16 protein-coding genes and 2 pseudogenes are annotated in these 16,213 nt (G+C 59.3%); 12 read left to right on the top strand and 6 right to left on the bottom strand.

Annotation, left to right across the window (positions count from 1 at the left end; genetic code table 11):
* Positions 1-74: 74 nt before the first annotated feature.
* From BZG29_RS11750 to BZG29_RS11710, 9 genes are all read left to right on the top strand, one after another.
* Positions 75-326, top strand: a complete 252-nt coding sequence (locus BZG29_RS11750) for a hypothetical protein (RefSeq protein WP_034757293.1) — start codon at positions 75-77, stop codon at positions 324-326.
* Complete coding sequence (locus BZG29_RS11745; protein WP_077402661.1) at positions 323-565, top strand: hypothetical protein; 243 nt, start codon at positions 323-325, stop codon at positions 563-565. Before BZG29_RS11750 ends, BZG29_RS11745 begins: the two co-directional genes overlap by 4 nt.
* 157 nt (positions 566-722) lie before the next feature.
* A complete protein-coding gene (lepB, locus tag BZG29_RS11740) occupies positions 723-1,394 on the top strand; it encodes a signal peptidase I (protein WP_077402658.1) in 672 nt (223 codons plus the stop codon).
* Positions 1,395-1,442: 48 nt separating this feature from the next.
* Positions 1,443-2,306 carry an NAD-dependent protein deacetylase gene (locus BZG29_RS11735; RefSeq protein ID WP_077402655.1) on the top strand — a complete coding sequence of 288 codons (864 nt, stop codon included), beginning with the start codon at positions 1,443-1,445 and terminating at the stop codon, positions 2,304-2,306.
* 35 nt (positions 2,307-2,341) lie between these two features.
* On the top strand, positions 2,342-2,851 hold the full coding sequence (locus BZG29_RS11730; protein WP_150130879.1) for a hypothetical protein: 510 nt from the start codon (positions 2,342-2,344) through the stop codon (positions 2,849-2,851).
* A gap of 66 nt (positions 2,852-2,917) precedes the next feature.
* On the top strand, positions 2,918-3,790 hold the full coding sequence (fghA, locus tag BZG29_RS11725; protein WP_290440889.1) for an S-formylglutathione hydrolase: 873 nt from the start codon (positions 2,918-2,920) through the stop codon (positions 3,788-3,790).
* Between the two features lie 194 nt (positions 3,791-3,984).
* A complete protein-coding gene (locus BZG29_RS11720; RefSeq protein ID WP_077402649.1) occupies positions 3,985-4,617 on the top strand; it encodes a hypothetical protein in 633 nt (210 codons plus the stop codon).
* 6 nt (positions 4,618-4,623) lie between these two features.
* Positions 4,624-5,019, top strand: coding sequence for a tyrosine-type recombinase/integrase (locus BZG29_RS11715; protein ID WP_077402646.1), 396 nt, complete (start codon positions 4,624-4,626; stop codon positions 5,017-5,019).
* A 104-nt stretch (positions 5,020-5,123) separates the two neighbouring features.
* Positions 5,124-5,726: a hypothetical protein gene (locus BZG29_RS11710; protein ID WP_216350365.1), complete on the top strand. Its 603-nt coding sequence runs from the start codon at positions 5,124-5,126 to the stop codon at positions 5,724-5,726.
* Positions 5,727-5,829: 103 nt separating this feature from the next.
* On the opposite strand, the gene BZG29_RS27715 is transcribed toward BZG29_RS11710, so the two are convergent.
* Complete coding sequence (locus BZG29_RS27715; RefSeq protein ID WP_150130878.1) at positions 5,830-6,375, bottom strand: hypothetical protein; 546 nt, start codon at positions 6,373-6,375, stop codon at positions 5,830-5,832.
* Between the two features lie 331 nt (positions 6,376-6,706).
* On the opposite strand from BZG29_RS27715, the gene BZG29_RS27710 reads away from it, so the two are divergent.
* Complete coding sequence (locus BZG29_RS27710) at positions 6,707-7,921, top strand: M48 family metalloprotease (protein WP_150130877.1); 1,215 nt, start codon at positions 6,707-6,709, stop codon at positions 7,919-7,921.
* Positions 7,922-8,100: 179 nt separating this feature from the next.
* Here BZG29_RS27710 and BZG29_RS28450 read toward each other — a convergent pair.
* Positions 8,101-8,362: pseudogene (locus BZG29_RS28450) on the bottom strand (IS21 family transposase); the annotation flags it as partial.
* Positions 8,363-8,719: 357 nt separating this feature from the next.
* Here BZG29_RS28450 and BZG29_RS11700 point away from each other — a divergent pair.
* Positions 8,720-9,226: pseudogene (locus BZG29_RS11700) on the top strand (alpha/beta hydrolase-fold protein); the annotation flags it as partial.
* Between the two features lie 9 nt (positions 9,227-9,235).
* Here BZG29_RS11700 and BZG29_RS11695 read toward each other — a convergent pair.
* The 4 genes from BZG29_RS11695 to BZG29_RS11680 all read right to left on the bottom strand — a co-directional run bounded on the left by BZG29_RS11695 (position 9,236) and on the right by BZG29_RS11680 (position 14,185).
* Entirely contained in the window at positions 9,236-9,901 is a 666-nt protein-coding gene (locus tag BZG29_RS11695; protein ID WP_077402643.1) for a dienelactone hydrolase family protein, read from the bottom strand.
* A 177-nt stretch (positions 9,902-10,078) separates the two neighbouring features.
* A complete protein-coding gene (locus BZG29_RS11690; RefSeq protein WP_150130876.1) occupies positions 10,079-12,397 on the bottom strand; it encodes a molybdopterin cofactor-binding domain-containing protein in 2,319 nt (772 codons plus the stop codon).
* Positions 12,390-12,857 carry a (2Fe-2S)-binding protein gene (locus tag BZG29_RS11685; protein ID WP_077402636.1) on the bottom strand — a complete coding sequence of 156 codons (468 nt, stop codon included), beginning with the start codon at positions 12,855-12,857 and terminating at the stop codon, positions 12,390-12,392. Before BZG29_RS11685 ends, BZG29_RS11690 begins: the two co-directional genes overlap by 8 nt.
* Positions 12,858-12,886: 29 nt before the next feature.
* Positions 12,887-14,185 (bottom strand): cytochrome c, encoded by a 1,299-nt coding sequence (locus tag BZG29_RS11680; RefSeq protein WP_077402633.1) that lies wholly within the window; start codon positions 14,183-14,185, stop codon positions 12,887-12,889.
* Between the two features lie 207 nt (positions 14,186-14,392).
* On the opposite strand from BZG29_RS11680, the gene BZG29_RS11675 reads away from it, so the two are divergent.
* Entirely contained in the window at positions 14,393-16,045 is a 1,653-nt protein-coding gene (locus tag BZG29_RS11675) for a Na+/H+ antiporter (RefSeq protein WP_077402630.1), read from the top strand.
* Positions 16,046-16,213: the final 168 nt, after the last annotated feature.

The raw sequence follows: 16,213 nt of genomic DNA, 5'->3' as shown, positions 1-16,213 counted from the left end.
GCAACGCAAAGCAGCGCGATATCGGACTGATAACGTCAAGGTTCGGGAATTTCCCCTATCTTGCCAAGTCCAACATGAAGCTGCGGCTCCGCCTGTTCGAACACGTGCTGCTGGTGCTGGCATTGGCCGTCGTCATCTTTGCTGCCGCCATCGTGCTGGCACGCATGACGCAGTGGGCGGAAGCGCGGGAACTGCCCGCCTACCTCGTACAGGGCATGCACCTGGTGGGCAAGGTGCTGTTTTTCCTGGACGGCTGCATCGTCATCGCCGTCAGCAGCATTCTGGCAGCCCGGCTGTTCCGCATGCTCACCAAGGAGGATTTATGAACGACCTTCACTACCTGTTCACACTCCGGCATCCGCGCCGCTTCTGGTACAGCGCCATCGTCATCGCCGTGGCGTCGGCCGTCCTGCTGGGACCATGGCTCGACAGCATTCCCTGGCTGGTGGCGGTTCCCTTCGTGGCCGGCGGCTTGCTGGTGGCGCTCGGCGAGCTGTGGGACGAGATGCACGGCAAGCGCCTGCGGAACGGCGACGACACGCATACACCGTGCCGGCATCCCTGAGACAACGTGATGCGTGCACGCAACAATGGTCACGCCATCGGCCGCGCCTGCGTTCGATTTAAGACTGGCTTCAGCCTCGCCGTGCATCGTGATATGGCGCCAGCGGCAATGGCGCTTCCCTTCACCCTCACGGGCACTGCCCAGCGAAAGAGCCGACATGAGCACATGGATGCGCGCCAACAAAGGTTTTTTGATGTTCCTCCTGCTGTTCGGGGTGTTCCGCACGGCCGTGGCAGACTGGAATCCCATCCCGTCGGCGTCGATGCGCCCCAACCTGCTCGAAGGCGACGTGGTCTTCGTCAACCGCCTCGCCTTCAACCTGAAAGTGCCGCTCACCGATATCGTGCTGCAGCGTCTGGGCGAACCGCAGCGGGGCGACATCGTCACCTTCTCCTCGCCGAAAGACGGCACGCGCCTGATCAAGCGCATCATCGCCCTGCCTGGCGACACGGTGGAAATGCGCAATGAGCAACTGGTCATCAATGGCCAGCCCGCCCAGTACACGGCCCTCGACACGGCCCCTGAAACCATCGCCCACGTGGGCCAGCTGACGGCGCAGCGCATCAATGAACGCAACCCGACCGAGCAGCACCGCATCCAGGTCTTGCCGCAAATGACGGGGGCGGCGCGCAGCTTTGCCCCCGTGACGGTGCCAACCGACCACTTCCTCATGCTGGGCGATAACCGCGACAACAGCGCCGACTCGCGCTACTTCGGCTTCGTGCCCCGTGCATTGCTGATCGGCAAGGCCGAGCGCATCCTCGTGTCGGCCAATATCCAGGAGCATTGGCAGCCGCGACTGCAGCGCTTCGGCATGAAACTGGAATAAACATCCCCTCTGCAACGGCGCCATGCTTTTCGGTTAGCATGGCGCATCATGCAAAATTTTCCCTCCGCCAGCCAGCGGTCCGCCAGCAACGATCTTGCCCTCGTGCAGCTGGCGCAGTTCCTGCGGCGTCATCCCGACGTGCTGCTGCTGACGGGCGCCGGCATCAGCACGGCGTCCGGCATACCCGATTACCGCGACACGGAAGGCGTGCGGCGCGGCAATGCGCCCGTGCAAGGCCCCGATTTTCGCCGCCAGGAAGCCGTGCGCCGCCGCTACTGGGCACGCAGCATGGTGGGCTGGCCGACTCTGGCGCGCGCCACGCCGAATCCCGGCCACCTGGCCATCGCGCAACTGGCCCGGCGCGGGAGAATAGGCGGTCTAGTCACGCAAAACGTGGATGGGCTGCATCAGCAAGCGGGCAGCACCGCCGTCACGGAGTTGCACGGCAGCATACATGGCGTGGTCTGCCTCGATTGCCGGGCTCGTCACACGCGCCGCCTGATCCAGGATCAGCTCGAACACGACAATCCGCAGCTGCTGGGCGCCACGGCCACGCCGGCGCCCGACGGCGACGCCTTGCTGGAACCAATGCAGCTGGCCACCTTCCACCTGCCCGTCTGTCCCCGCTGCGGCGGCACCCTGCAGCCGGACGTGGTGTTTTTCGGCGATGGCGTGCCCGCCGCCTGCGCGGCCGAAGCCGAGCGCAAAATGATGGAAGCTGGCGCCCTGCTGGTGGTGGGCTCGTCCGTCATGGTGTATTCCAGCTTTCGCCTGTGCCGCATGGCTGCCGAAACGGGCAAGCCCGTGGCCGCCATCAACCTGGGCAAGACGCGCGCCGACCATTTGCTCGCTTTCAAGACGGAAGCGCCGGCGCAAGATATCCTGCCGCTCCTCGCGGCCGTGCTGGATTGATGCGGCCCCTGCCGCTGCCACGCGGATCGGCACGCATGCTGGCCGGTGCCGGCATCGCCGTGCTGCTGCATGTGCTGCTATGGCAAGTACTGCGTTCAAACAAGCTGCCGGTTCCCCCTTTGCTGCCGCAGCGCAGCATGCAAATGCTGTTTTTGGCCCCCGTAACGCGGCCTGCGCGCCCCCTGCCGCCAGCCGTTTCAAAAAGCCAGGCGCGGCCCCGGCATGCCGTGGCCATCACGCCCGCGCCAGTGCCCGCAGCAATGCCCGCGCCCGCTTCCGACGCAGCAGCATTGCCGCCGCCCGCTGCGCTCGATCTTGACGCCTTGAAACGCCTGGCCAGGGAAGCGGCGCGCCAGGCGGGGCCATCCATCGTCGGGCAAGCATTGACGGTCGGCGACAGGACGGCGCAAGCCATCGCCAGCGCTGCGCGGCCCAAGTGCGACAACGATTACAAGCCACGCCTGGGCAATGTGGAATTCACCGGCCTGGCCAAGCTGCCCTTCCTGCTGAAAGGCGCGGCGGGCGACAGCGGCTGCAAGTGGTGAGGCGCGGGCCGGCCATGACAGCGCTCCCCCACTCTGGCTATACTGTGAGATTAACGAGGAGAATTCATGCTGGAACTGTTGAGTGAACACGCCTGTTTTGGCGGAGTACAACGCTTTTATCGCCACGACGCGCACGCCATCGGCTTGCCCATGCGTTTCTCGGCCTTCATTCCCGATACGGCGCCAGGCAGTGTGGCCGCCACCAAACGCCCCGCCCTGTTTTACCTGGCGGGTCTGACTTGCACGGAAGAAACGTTCATGATCAAGGGCGGCGCGCAGCGCGTGGCGGCCGAGGAAGGCCTGATCCTGATCGCCCCCGACACCAGCCCCCGTGGCGCGAACGTCGCGGGCGAGAGCGACTCCTGGGATTTCGGCGTGGGCGCCGGCTTTTACGTGGACGCCACCGAGGCGCCGTGGAGCAGCCACTACCGCATGTACAGCTACATCCTGGAATTGCGCGCCCTGCTGGAGCAGGAACTGGCGCTCGACGCGCAGCGCACGGGCATTTTCGGCCACTCGATGGGCGGCCATGGCGCGCTGGTGCTGGCCTTGCGCAATCCTGAACTGTTCCGCTCCGTCTCCGCCTTTGCCCCCATCGCCGCACCGAGCCAGTGTCCGTGGGGCAAGAAGGCGTTCACAGGCTACCTAGGCAACGATGCAGCCAGCTGGCAGCAATACGACGCCAGCGCGCTGATGCGCGGCCTGCAAGGCCAGCCCGTACTGTTTCCCAAAAGCATCTTGATCGACCAGGGCCTGGCCGACAAGTTCTTGCCCGAGCAACTGTACCCCGACGTCTTCGAAGCGGCGTGCCGCGACGCCGGCCAGCCCCTGCAGCTGCGCCGCCATGCCGGCTACGACCACGGCTATTACTTCATCGCCAGTTTCATGGAAGAGCACGTGCGCTTCCATGCTCAAAACCTGCGCACCATAGAGGTATAAGCTACCGAGGCATTTTTTTGATGTAATTTTTACCATAATTCCGTTGATTTTTTAGTTGCTAAAATACATCCTTCCTGCTCCCTGCAATACTAATTCTGGAACTGAATTCGTGCATTTTTTGTACACGCTTTCGCAGCGTAATTTGCGCATTTTTTGTGCACGGAATCGGTATTGCAACACTTCAGGAGAATGAAATGGCAATCTACCAACGTAATGGTCTTTGGCACTGGCGCAAAATGGTCGATGGTGTAACGCTTAGCCGATCCACCAAGACGGACGACAAAGCCTCAGCGACTAAGATAGCCCGGAAATGGGACCATGAAGCAGTCCAGAAAATCAAGGTAGATGGCGAACGTCCTGTATTACTGCATGACGCCATCGACGACTTTCTTGCAGACCGCATGCATAATAAAGGTTACGTCTCGGCAGTGGGCTACATGAAGAAATGGAAGAACGCGTTGCCGAACGTGTACATGAAAAAAAATCATAAGCACCAAGTGCAAAAGGTCGTGACGAATCAGATTAAGCTTGGTCTAGCACACAACACAGTGTCGATATTTGTCACGTATTGGAATGCACTCGTCAATCACTACGAACGCAAAGGCCTATCACCCGGATCTAAGCTAGACCATATCAAGCAATCACCAACCCGCTTCCGAGTTATCACAAATGAGGAAGAAGCCTTGTTGCCGGCAGCAACTTGCCCTGACACCAAGTATCCAGCTAAAAATGCAACCTTCGATGCTATGCGGCAGGACAATCAGGATACTTTCGTTTGCCTACTACATCTGGGTGCCCATATCGGCGAGGCCCATAACTTGCTCTGATCGGACATCAACTTCGAACTCAATACGATCTTCGCAAGACGGCTGAAGCGCGGCAATGACTGTTTGCTTCTCATGACAAACTCACTACGCGCCGTTATGAAGCGCCGGTTCAAGACCCGCATTGACAAGAGAGTATTCCCGATGAAACGCGAAAAGCTCCATGCCGATACCGTCTGGGTACAAAACGTCGTCAAGCGGTCAGGTGTAAGCCTAGAAGGTGGCAAGATCAACAGCCATACATTCCGGCACTCGTGCGCAACTCGCCTATTGCGCGCAGGCATGGACATCACCATGGTGCAGAAATTCCTGGGCCACAAAAACATTGCCAGTACGATGGTCTATCTCCATACCTTGCCAAGTGAAGTTGCGAGTAAGGCAGTGGCAGTGTTCAACAGCGGGTAGCAATAACCTGACTTTTGTTATTGTATGACTTATAGTTCTTTACTGAAATTTTATTTTCTGCCAACTACGTTTCTAGAAAAATAGACTTAACTAAAGGAGAACGAATGAAAAGGCGTGAACGTGACCTAATTGCACTTTTTAACGCACTTTGGTATCGAGATTTTCCCGTGATTCCAGGTCACGAGGATCTTGGCAAGCGCGCAGTTTGGACTACCCACATTGCATCGACCGTGAAGCAATGTGGTGACTTGATGGGTTTGTTTACATGTTTTGAGAGCGGTGGCAGGACTGATGCGGTAATTCAAGATTCTAATCGTCGAGCCTGGGCCAAGGTTGAATGGGAGTGGATTCAACCTAAGCAAGAAAAAGTCAACGAAATTCATAAACTGGCTGAAGCCCACAACCAAGCAGATGTTTTTATCTTCATTGGCTATAGCCGCGCTGATAATCACGAAGAGAATCTTCTAAAAATAAGGAACGTATGGGGTCAGCTTGAAAAGCCCTTAATAGTCATCCTCGTAACGTACTCCTATAAAGGCAAGCGCCGACACTTCGACCATCTTCAAACTCACGTCATCCAGAAAAATCGACAAAAAAAAGTTAGACGGCAGCCTGCGTTACCATGGCATGTACCGGGCACAAAGTGGTCTGCGCTATCACCCGTTTCCGCGAGGATGGATGCGCCGGAAAATGACAGTGAAGAGTAAGTCACCTATCGTATTATATGAATCGAACCTTTTAAAGCTACCCTGAATACCCATGAACGAAACATCCACAACCACAAAAAAATTATTGACTTAGAAGAAGACTCTATTGATGTAGCCACCAAGTGATCTTTTGTGCGCCGCATTGACCCACTCTGTTTGACCCTCCCTTCATTGCCTGGCGAACACCGCCACTCGGTCGTAAGACCCCTTGAACCCCAATTCCATTAGATCCTCGTGAAGCTGTTTTATGCTGCGCCGTTGATAAGTCCAAGGAAGTCCCGGTCACGACTGCGCTTTGCCCTCGTTTGAACTGCGCATACTCAAGCGGAAAACGCCATTCATAGAAATCAGTCACTTGCGCATGGACGATCAGGTCGCGATTGCCAGGCACCGTTATCATAATGAAGTCCATGTCTACGCACTTGGGCACGCCGCCAGCGAAATACGTCTTGCGCTTGGGAAACACCGACTCGACGGTGAACTTGACGTTCAGGCCGACATCATCGCCATAGTCCGTATGCTTCATTAGTCGGCCTGTTCGTGGGTCACGAATGCCGCGTGTATGTTCTTCCGCAAAGCGATTGATGCCGCCTTGATTGGCAATAGCGACATCCAGGTTGATTTCATTCAGGTCGTTATCTGTACTCATTGATTTCTCCTGCCATGCTCGGTGTGAGTAACACTTGTTATCGCGGCTCTCGGATCTGGCGGCAAATAGCAACAGCGTGATTACTGCGCTGATGTATTTAGCTGAAGTCTATTTTTAGAATGACAACCACCATCAAATGAGTTAGAGTCCTCTTTCCATCGCTATCGACCATGTTCTGCCCTTTACCGGGTGAAGGACAGGACTTTGTACATATTCAGTTTTATACCAAAGCTTGTTCTGGAGTGGCTTAAAAAATATCAAGCCACTCTTCTTCACCCTACACATTGACCCATCCTATTTGCATAAATAAGTATCATTTGGATTTTTAAATATGAGCTCCAGTACATCCCTCGACAAAGCATTAAAAGGAAATCCCAATGCCACCAAGGTGGCAGATGGCTACCTAATTAAAGGTGACGGATGGGTGTTCCACGCATTTGAACAGCACAGCGCTGAAGAAATCGAAGGATTAGATCATGCTGAAATATTTTACCTCCCTTTTTGCACGCGAGAGGAAATACTCAGAATGCGAGATAAAAAGAAGGCTGAGGATCACCTATTATGGCTGCGAGCTGAGGCCATCGCTGATCAACCCAGATTTTGCCGAGTGTTCAGGTCCAGGCTAAAGAATGCAAAAAACTGGTCTTTGACAAATTGGTATGCAAAAAAAGAGTCTGCCAGAGACGAGTACCTTAATGGCCTCATGCGATCCGCGATGCAAAAAGTATCTCCAATTCCAGCAGGAATGGCATTACTTAAAGACGTTAATGCCATGTGTTGCAAAACTGAACATGGGAACTACATCGCCATATCTGAAGCCCTTGAACACTTTCTTTATTACATGAACTTGGCGACTTATGGAGAGACGTTTAAACTTGATATTAAAGATCAAATGGCCGCTTTGGTCATAGGTGTGCGCACAATGTTAGGTACAGAATCCATTGACTTTGACATTGATCCTCGTGGAACTCCGCCTAGACTTATAGATGAAGCCATAAAGAAGCTAACCCATGATCAATTATCGTTTACATTTGGCCATGAGTATGCGCACCACCTTCTAGGCCACCTCTCTCAAGGTCAAATAAAAAAGAAATCATTAAGTGAAATATTTTACGCAAATGAATTAGGGAAATCCGTTGGGAGCTACTCATACAAACACAAACAAGAATATGAGGCAGATTTTTTCTCAATTAAAAACATAAAAAGCAACACAGAATACAAAAACCGCTTAGCAAATGCTGCCTTTATTATGTTTTCCCATTTCTCAGTATTAAATCATGCACTTGAAGTGATGGCAGTAAAATCGCAATTCAAGTCAGACCATCCGGATCCTATTGATCGCATTTGGAAGCTGCGCCGTCGCCTAAATAGAAAAATTGGCATGCAATCTGAAGAAATAGAAAATTTACTTGCTAGGGCGGATCAATTTAAAAAAATTCTAGCTGAAAATTTCATACCACTCCATTTTGAAGAACTTGAAATGTACGGATCACATTACCTTCCTAGCTACAAAGAAAAAATCCTTGTCGATAGAGTTGATTTTTAGTGAGGGAAGTACAACACACAGAAATTAACTTAGCGTTCAACGTACTCTTCAAATAAAGAAAAATGACGGCACTGGGTACGGATTCAATCGGCAAAACCCAATCTAAAATATTGCAGTTTTGCCAAATAATAAAAAGGCTGTTCTTTTACGCGCCGAATCGACCCACTCTATTTGCCCTCCCTCCATTGCCTAGCGAACGCCGCTACTCGGTCGCAAGACCCCTTGACCCAATTCCGCTAGGTCCTCGTGAAGCTGTTTTAGGCTACGCCGTTGCTTGCGTGATTTGGCCGCCTCGGTCTTGAGCCACCCTGCGAGGTGAAAAACGTATGGGTCGATGGCGCTGGCCGATTGGCGCTCCGCATAGGCGGGCTCGGTTATCTCCGAGCGTAGGTAACGCCGGACGGTGTTGCGCGAAATTCCGATGCGCTTGGCGATTTCCATCAATGAGCCTTGGTCGCGAAGATGCTAGCGCCTAATAATTCCTAGTAATACCACGTCAATCACTCCGATCCCCTACTCATTCAGATAAGTAGGATTGTGTGCTAAACATGGGGCAATTTTCGATGTAAATCAACACCATTAGCGCATTGCACAGTCAGAACGAAAAGCCAGATAAGCGAAACCGTTACATCAATGCCATTAAGTTGATGATGAACTGTTCAAGTGGTGAAAATTTGAATGCCGACGGAAAATTGTAAACTTTTTTTGAAATTTCATATTTTTCGTGCAGAATTTGTACATGCAATTGTTAACAACGGGAGAGCCGCATGGTTCCTGATGCTCCGCCAATTCAAGGGCTACCGCATGTACAGCTACATCCTGGAATTGCGCGCCCTGCTGGAGCAGGAACTGGCGCTCGACGCGCAGCGCACGGGCATTTTCGGCCACTCGATGGGCGGCCATGGCGCGCTGGTGCTGGCCTTGCGCAATCCTGAACTGTTCCGCTCCGTCTCCGCCTTTGCCCCCATCGCCGCACCGAGCCAATGTCCGTGGGGCAAGAAGGCGTTCACGGGCTACCTGGGCAGCGATGCAGCCAGCTGGCAGCAATACGACGCCAGCGCGCTGATGCGGGGCCTGCAAGGCCAGCCCGTACTGTTTCCCAAAAGCATCTTGATCGACCAGGGCCTGGCCGACAAGTTCTTGCCCGAGCAACTGTACCCCGACGTCTTCGAAGCGGCGTGCCGCGACGCCGGCCAGCCCCTGCAGCTGCGCCGCCATGCCGGCTATGACCATGGCTATTACTTCATCGCCAGCTTCATGGAAGAGCACGTGCGCTTCCATGCGCAAAACTTGCGCGCCGCCTGATCTGCTGCCTTACTGCGCCGTGCTGGTATGCCCGTTGAAGTGGCGCGTGTACCAGTCCGTGGCCAGCAAGGCGGCCTGGTGGCGCGTGTCGGGGCCGCCAGGGGCGGCGATCTGTTCCAGTTGTTTGTCGCAGCGCAAGGTGGCGAACGCCATGCGGTTCAGGCCGGCCACGTCGGGGTCGCGCCCGCCCACGATCAGCAGCGACGGCACGCGCACGTTTTCCAGCGCCGCCTTGCCGGCCATTTCCACCTGGCCATCGCACACGGCCAGCGCGGCGATTTCCGCGCTGCGCCAGGCCGCCAGCTGCATCACGACGGCCGCACTGGTGCCATAGCCATACAGGCCGCAGGGCAAGCGCCGCGTGGACGGGTCGAGCTGCAGCCAGCCCAGGGCTTTTTCCAGCTGGCGCGCCAGCAGCACGATATCGCTGCGCACGAAATACGCATGGCCATTGCTACCGCCGCCAGGCTCGACACCGCCCTGGTCGAAGCGCAGGGTGGCGATGCCCGCTCGCAAAAAATCCTGGGAAGTGGCGTGGCTGGAAGCGCCCAGGTAGTCGCTGTCGGCGCCTGCGCCGTGGGCAAACAGGACGATGCCCACCGGCCGTTCGGGCATTTCAAGCACGCCATCCATTTGAAGTTCATCGGCCGTAATGCTGACAAATTGTTCTTGCATGGTTGCCTCCGCAATCGAGCTGGGATCAAGCTAAAGCTGAAGTCAAGCTGTACGCTGATTTTACGCTGATCTTGCCGGGCCGGGGACAGCCTGCGTGCCCCGGGCGGCCAACTTCAGTGTAGCAGCCCGCGGCCATTCCTGCGCAGCCGTCCGCGCACCGCCGCCAGGAAGGCAAGACTATACGGCGCCGTGCCGGTCCAGCCCCTTCAGCACGGCTTCCGGACGGATCGGCAAATGCCGCACACGCGACGCCACAGCGGCGAAGATGGCGTTGCCGATGGCCGGCGCCACGGCCGTCGTGGGCGGTTCGCCCATGCCCGTTGCCGTGTGCGTGCTGGCAACGAATTCGATGTCGAGCTCGGGCACGTCGGCCATGCGCAGGGGCGTGTAGGTATTCAGGTTGGTATCCTTCACTTCGCCGTTCAGGAAAGCCGTGCCTTCATGCAAGGCCATGCTCACGCCCCACAGGGCGCCCCCTTCCGCCTGCGCCAGCGCGCCATCGGGGTCGACGATGCTGCCCGCATCGATCACCATGAACAATTTTTCGACTTTCACCATGCAAGTGCCGCGATCCACCTTGACCCGCGCGACGCACGCCGTCCAGGTGGGCATGTCGCGTTCCTGGCCGAACGTGGCGGCGATGCCCAGGCCCGTGTCGGGCGGCATGGCCTTGCCCCAGCCCGCCTTGTCCGCCACGCGCTGCAGCACGTGGGCCAGGCGCGCGGCGCCGCCGACGGCGTTCGGCGCGCTGCCCGCATTGCGGCCCGACGCCTGCAGCAGGGACAGGCGGAATACCAGCGGATCGACCTTGGCCGCCTGCGCCGCCTCGTCCATGAAACTTTCCACAGCCCAATTCGTCCAGCCGGGCCCCACGGAGCGCAGCCAGCCGGAGCGGAAACTGCTGTTGGCCAGGTCGTTCGACACGGCCCGCACGCGCTGCGCGCCCACCGCGTACCAGTGGTCCGCGCCGGCGATGGCGAACGTGTCATACGGATGGCCCTGCTTATCCTTGGCCAGGAAGGCGGGAATCATCGCTTGCGTGGGCCAGCCCGCGCTGGCCTCGTGCACCATCGCCGACACCTTGCCCGCGTCGTCGAATGCCATGCGCACATGCTGCACGGACGGCGAGCGGGGCGAATCGAAACGGGCATCGTCGGACCGCGTGCAGATCATCTTGACGGGGCGCCCCACGGCTTGCGCTGCCAGGGCGGCCGGCACGCAATAATCGCCATTCAGGCGCCGCCCGAAACCGCCGCCCAGCAGATAGGTGTGCAGCATCACCTTGTCCTGCTCCACCTTGAGCGCCTGCGCCAGCACGGGCAGGATCAACGATTGCCATTGGTTGCCCGCATGAATGTGCCAGACGCCGTCGATTTCCTGCGCCAGGGCATTCACGGGTTCCAGCTGGAAATGCAGCACGGTGCTGGTCGTGTAGTGGCGTTCCAGTTGCAGGCTGGCATCCTTGAACGCTTGCTCCACGCCGTCATCGTCGACCACGCGCGCGCCCAGGCTGGCATCGGCCAGCTGCTTGGCGGCGTAGTTGAGGATATCCTGCTCCGCCACGTGGGCCGCCGCGCCAGCCCGCCATTTCACTTGCACCAGGTCGGCCGCGCGCATGGCGGCCGCATACGTTTCGGCCACCACCATGACCCAGCCGGGCACCGTGCCGCTGGGATCCTGCAAGGCGAACGAACGCAGATAGCCCTTGACCTTTTTCGCGGCCGCATCGTCGATGGACACCACTTTCGCGCCGTAGCGCGTGGGCGGAATCTTCGGGCGCGCATACAGCATGCCCTCGACCTGCGCATCGATGCCGTACACGGCCGCGCCATTGATTTTCGCGGGTATGTCGAGCGCCTGCACGTGCTGGCCGATCAGGCTGCGCTGCTGCGGCGTCTTCAGCACGATGGCTTTCAATTGTTCCGGCGTGTACTGGCGCGCCAGCTTGCCACGGCGCACGATGTCGCCATAGCTGATCGACCGTCCCCGGCCATGCACGACGCCCAGCCTGGCGTGGCAGGCGGACACGGGCACGCGCAGCAGGCGCGCGCCCTCCTCGACCAGCGCCAGACGCCCGGCCGCGCCGGCACGGCTGAGTGGATCGAAATTCTGCCAGACGGACCAGCTGCCGCCCGTCACCATCAATCCCCATTTCGGGTCCGTGTCCACATAATGCAGGCGTACCTTGCTCCAGTCCGCTTCCAGCTCTTCGGCGACGATGCGCGCCAGGGCCGTACCGATATGCTGGCCCATTTCCGCCTTGGCGATATTGACGGTGATCATGCCATCGCGGCCGATCTGGAACCAGATGCTGGGGTCGAACACGGGCGCGGCCGGCTTGGCGGGCGGCACGCGTGCCACCTTGCTGTCGGCCAAGGAGCTGTCGGCGCGCAAAAAGGCCAGCGTAAACCCCGTGCCGGCGGCGGCGATCAGGAAACCGCGCCGCCCCAGCGAGCTGGGACGGGCAGCAGAATTTTCTTTCGGCAACTTAAACACCGGGCGCCTCCTGCATGCCGGCCGCCAGCTTGATGGCCTTGCGGATGCGCACATACGCCATGCAGCGGCACAGGTTGCCGCTCATGACGGCATCGATATTCGCATCCGTCGGTTGCGGATAATCTTTCAACAAGGTGGCCGCCTGCATGATCTGGCCCGACTGGCAATAGCCGCACTGGGGCGCCTGCGTGGCCAGCCACGCCCGCTGCAACGGGTGCGTGCCATCGGGCGAGAGGCCTTCGATGGTGGTGATGGCGCAGCCGGCCACGGCGGCAATCGGCGTGATGCACGAGCGCATGGCGCGGCCATCCACGTGCACGGTGCAGGCGCCGCACATGCCGATGCCGCAGCCAAACTTCGTGCCTTTCAAGTTGACTTCGTCGCGCAGCACCCACAGCAGGGGTGTTTCGGCGTCGGCCTCGGTGCCGAAGGGCTGGCCATTGACGGTAATGTTATACATGAGTGCTATACATAAGAAACTTTCAAGAATTACTTGCCGGCACGCGCGCGTGTCACGGCCGCTTCCAGGTTCGTCCAGGCCGGCTGGTGGCTGCGGCTGCGGCGCAAATAGGCGGCCAGCTGGGCCACATCGTTGTCCGTCAGCGAAGCGGCAAAGCCGGGCATCAGCAAGCCGGGCATGGCGTCGTCCTTGCTGATGCCGTGCAATATCACCTGGATCAGGTTGGCGGGATCGGGCGCGCTGACGGCGCTGTTCAGGCTCAGTTCCGGGCGCAGAGCCACGGGTTTTCCATCGCTGTTCGAGTGGCACGCCGCGCAGGCGGCCACGTACAGGCTGGCGCCACGGTCGTTGTCGACCAGGCTGACCCTCTGCGAGCGGACGATGCCGGCCTTCACCACGGCATCGGTATCGACCTGGCGTTGTTCAGCCCCGGCCACGCCGGCAAAATACGTGGCCAGCGCGCGGAGATCGCTATCGGGCGAGGCGCCCATGCCTTCGTGCACGACGGCCGACATGGGCCCTGCCGCCACGCCGTGCAGGGCCGTCGCGCCCGTGCGCAGGAAGGCGTACAGCTCGTCCTGCGTCCACGGCAAGGGGGCCGTGTTGGCGCTGGTCAAGGCCGGCGCATACCAGTGGTCGATGGCCGCGCCCAGATAGGACGAACCGGCCAGCTCGGCGCCCAGCGCATTGCGCGGCGTGTGGCAGGCGGCGCAATGGGCCAGGCCCTCGGCCAGGTAGCGGCCCCGGTTCCAGTCCAGGCCTTGCGCAGGATCAAGCTGGAAAGGCGCTGGCTTGAAAAACAGCAGCTTCCAGCCCGCCTGTAGCGGCCGCAAGTTCAGGGGAAACGGCACGCTGTTGGCGGGCGCCGCCGCATACACGGGCGGGCGCGTCATGAAATACGCATACAAGGCCGTCAGGTCCGTATCCGAGACAAGGTTGAAATGGGTGTACGGAAAGACGGGATACAAATGCGCGCCATCGCGGCCCACGCCTTCGCGCATGGCCCGCTGGAAGGCCGCCAGCGACCAGCGGCCGATGCCCGTTTGCCGGTCGGGCGTGATATTCGTCGCGTAGATCGTGCCGAACGGCGTGGCCAGGCCGTGGCCGCCCGCGTAATCGGCGCCGCCCTTGGCCGTATGGCAGGCGGCGCAATTGCCCATGCCCGCCAGGATGCGGCCCCGCTCCACCACTTGCGGGGAAAATGCCGTGGCGGCAGGCGGATCGATGGGCGCCAGCGCGGGGCGCCAGTAATACAGATACGCGGCAAGGGCCGCCACGATGAGCAATGCCAGCGACAGCAGCAGGCCGGTGAAGATTTTCTTGAGCAAAACGGGAACCAGTGAAAAGTAAAGTCCAGGGTGACAGCAAAGAAATAAAGCAAGGCGACCAGCCGCCGGCCAACGGCGGCGGCAACAGGGGCACAGTGACAATCTTACCGCGATTGTGACTTGTTGTATGTACGCAATGACACGCAGGCAACGCCTGCAGGCGGGCTGCGCCTTATAATCAGCGTTTCAGCACGCCGCCGCTCCTTCATGCATACCGTTACCATCATCCTCATCCTCGTCCTGACCGTCGTCCTGTGCGGCTTTCTCGCCCGCTCGCGCTGGGTCAGGCTGCCGCTGCCCCTGATCCAGATCGCCGGCGGCACGGGATTGGCCTTGTTTGGCGTGCAAGTGCCGCTCGATCCCGACATTTTCTTCCTGCTCTTCATCCCGCCGCTGCTGTTTCTCGATGGCTGGCGCATCCCCAAGGGCGCCTTCTTTTCCGACGCGCGCTCGATCCTGATGCTGGCCATCGGCCTGGTGCTGTTTACCGTGCTGGGCATGGGCTTTTTCATCGACTGGCTGATCCCCAGCGTGCCGCTGGCCGTCGCCTTCGCGCTCGGTGCCATCCTGTCGCCGACGGACCCCGTGGCCGTCTCGGCGATCGCTGCCGGCAACCCGATCCCGCCGCGCCTGATGCACATCCTCGAAGGCGAATCGCTGCTGAACGACGCTTCCGGCCTGGTCTGCTTCACGTTTGCCGTGGGCGCCATGATGACGGGCGGTTTTTCCATCGGCGCCGCCTCGCTGAGTTTCCTGCAGGAAGCGGGCGGCGGCATCGTCATCGGCCTGGCCATCTCGTGGGGCGTGGGCCTGGCGAATAAATGGCTCGTGAGCAAGGTGGGCGAAGAACCGGGCCTGCAAATCCTGATCAGCATCCTGATCCCGTTCGCCGCCTACCTGGGCGCCGAGCAAATCCACGGTTCCGGCATCCTGGCCGCCGCCACGGCGGGCGTATCCATGCATTACGCCGACCTGATCGGCCGCCCGCTGGCCGCCACGCGCACCCAGCGCAAGGCCGTGTGGGATACCGTGCAACTGGTCTTGAATGGCGTGATCTTCGTCATGCTGGGCGCGCAGCTGCCCGCCACCGTGGCCGGCTTGCCCGCCGCCTCCGCCGAAATCGGCGCCGGCAGCGCCTGGAAGCTGCCCCTGTTCGTCATCGCCATCACGGTGGGGCTGACCTTCATGCGCTTCCTGTGGGTCTTCATTTCCATGAAACTGACCCTGTTCAAGCACCACAAGAAAATCGCGGGCGAACCGAAGGATGCGGCGCTGCTGGCGCGCCCCAGCCTGCGCCTGCTGCTGGTGGCGTCGTTCGCGGGCGTGCGCGGCGCGCTGACCCTGGCCGGCATCCTGACCCTGCCCCTGTTCTTGCCCGATGGCAATCGTTTCCCGGCGCGCGACCTCGTCATCTTCCTGGCCATGGGCGTGATTCTGCTGTCGCTGCTGCTGGCCAGCGTCACCCTGCCCCTGCTGACCAAGGGCCTGGTGTTCGCGCCGCCCGCGCGCCGTTCGACGGAAGAGCGCAATGCCCGCGCCGCAGCCGCCGAGGCGGCCATCGCGCGGCTGGAAAAAGTGTGCGAAGGCATCGACAAGAATGACAAGCAGCAAGTCGTCACGGAGGCGGCCAACCGCCTGATCGAAGCCTACCGGCGCCGCCTCGCGTATGGCGAAAGCAGCAACGACGAGGCGATGCGCTTGCAGGAACTGGCCAAGGCCGAGCGCGCGCTGCGGCTGGAAGCGCTGAATGCGGAGCGCGATGAACTGTTCCGCCGTCGTATTTCAGGCGAACTGGACGACACCATCCATTTGCGCCTGCTGCGCGAAATCGACTTGCTGGAGGCGACATTGGAAGAATAGCAACACTCTGGCGTGCCACGGCAGTGTTGACAAGTAATTCTCATGGTAAAGAATGCAAGTTTTCACATTCGTGTTTATAATGCAAGGTTGTATGGCGTAGCGCCGTGATTTACTTTCAACCGGGACTTCCGTACAGTCTGTGTTGCTGAGTAACAATTTAAGTAGCCA

The organism is Janthinobacterium sp. LM6, from assembly GCF_002002885.1.
Lineage (GTDB): Bacteria > Pseudomonadota > Gammaproteobacteria > Burkholderiales > Burkholderiaceae_D > Janthinobacterium > Janthinobacterium kumbetense.
Note: the sequence above shows the minus strand (reverse complement) of the source record. Positions and strands in the feature narration are given on the sequence as shown.

Bases quoted from the DNA above. Each gene is read 5' to 3' on its own strand.
- BZG29_RS11750 (WP_034757293.1), top strand. From the start codon at position 75: ATGAAGCTGCGGCTCCGCCTGTTCGAACACGTGCTGCTGGTGCTGGCA.
- BZG29_RS11745 (WP_077402661.1), top strand. From the start codon at position 323: ATGAACGACCTTCACTACCTGTTCACACTCCGGCATCCGCGCCGCTTC.
- lepB (WP_077402658.1), top strand. From the start codon at position 723: ATGAGCACATGGATGCGCGCCAACAAAGGTTTTTTGATGTTCCTCCTG.
- BZG29_RS11735 (WP_077402655.1), top strand. From the start codon at position 1,443: ATGCAAAATTTTCCCTCCGCCAGCCAGCGGTCCGCCAGCAACGATCTT.
- BZG29_RS11730 (WP_150130879.1), top strand. From the start codon at position 2,342: ATGCTGGCCGGTGCCGGCATCGCCGTGCTGCTGCATGTGCTGCTATGG.
- fghA (WP_290440889.1), top strand. From the start codon at position 2,918: ATGCTGGAACTGTTGAGTGAACACGCCTGTTTTGGCGGAGTACAACGC.
- BZG29_RS11720 (WP_077402649.1), top strand. From the start codon at position 3,985: ATGGCAATCTACCAACGTAATGGTCTTTGGCACTGGCGCAAAATGGTC.
- BZG29_RS11710 (WP_216350365.1), top strand. From the start codon at position 5,124: ATGAAAAGGCGTGAACGTGACCTAATTGCACTTTTTAACGCACTTTGG.
- BZG29_RS27715 (WP_150130878.1), bottom strand. From the start codon at position 6,375: ATGAGTACAGATAACGACCTGAATGAAATCAACCTGGATGTCGCTATT.
- BZG29_RS27710 (WP_150130877.1), top strand. From the start codon at position 6,707: ATGAGCTCCAGTACATCCCTCGACAAAGCATTAAAAGGAAATCCCAAT.
- BZG29_RS11695 (WP_077402643.1), bottom strand. From the start codon at position 9,901: ATGCAAGAACAATTTGTCAGCATTACGGCCGATGAACTTCAAATGGAT.
- BZG29_RS11685 (WP_077402636.1), bottom strand. From the start codon at position 12,857: ATGTATAACATTACCGTCAATGGCCAGCCCTTCGGCACCGAGGCCGAC.
- BZG29_RS11675 (WP_077402630.1), top strand. From the start codon at position 14,393: ATGCATACCGTTACCATCATCCTCATCCTCGTCCTGACCGTCGTCCTG.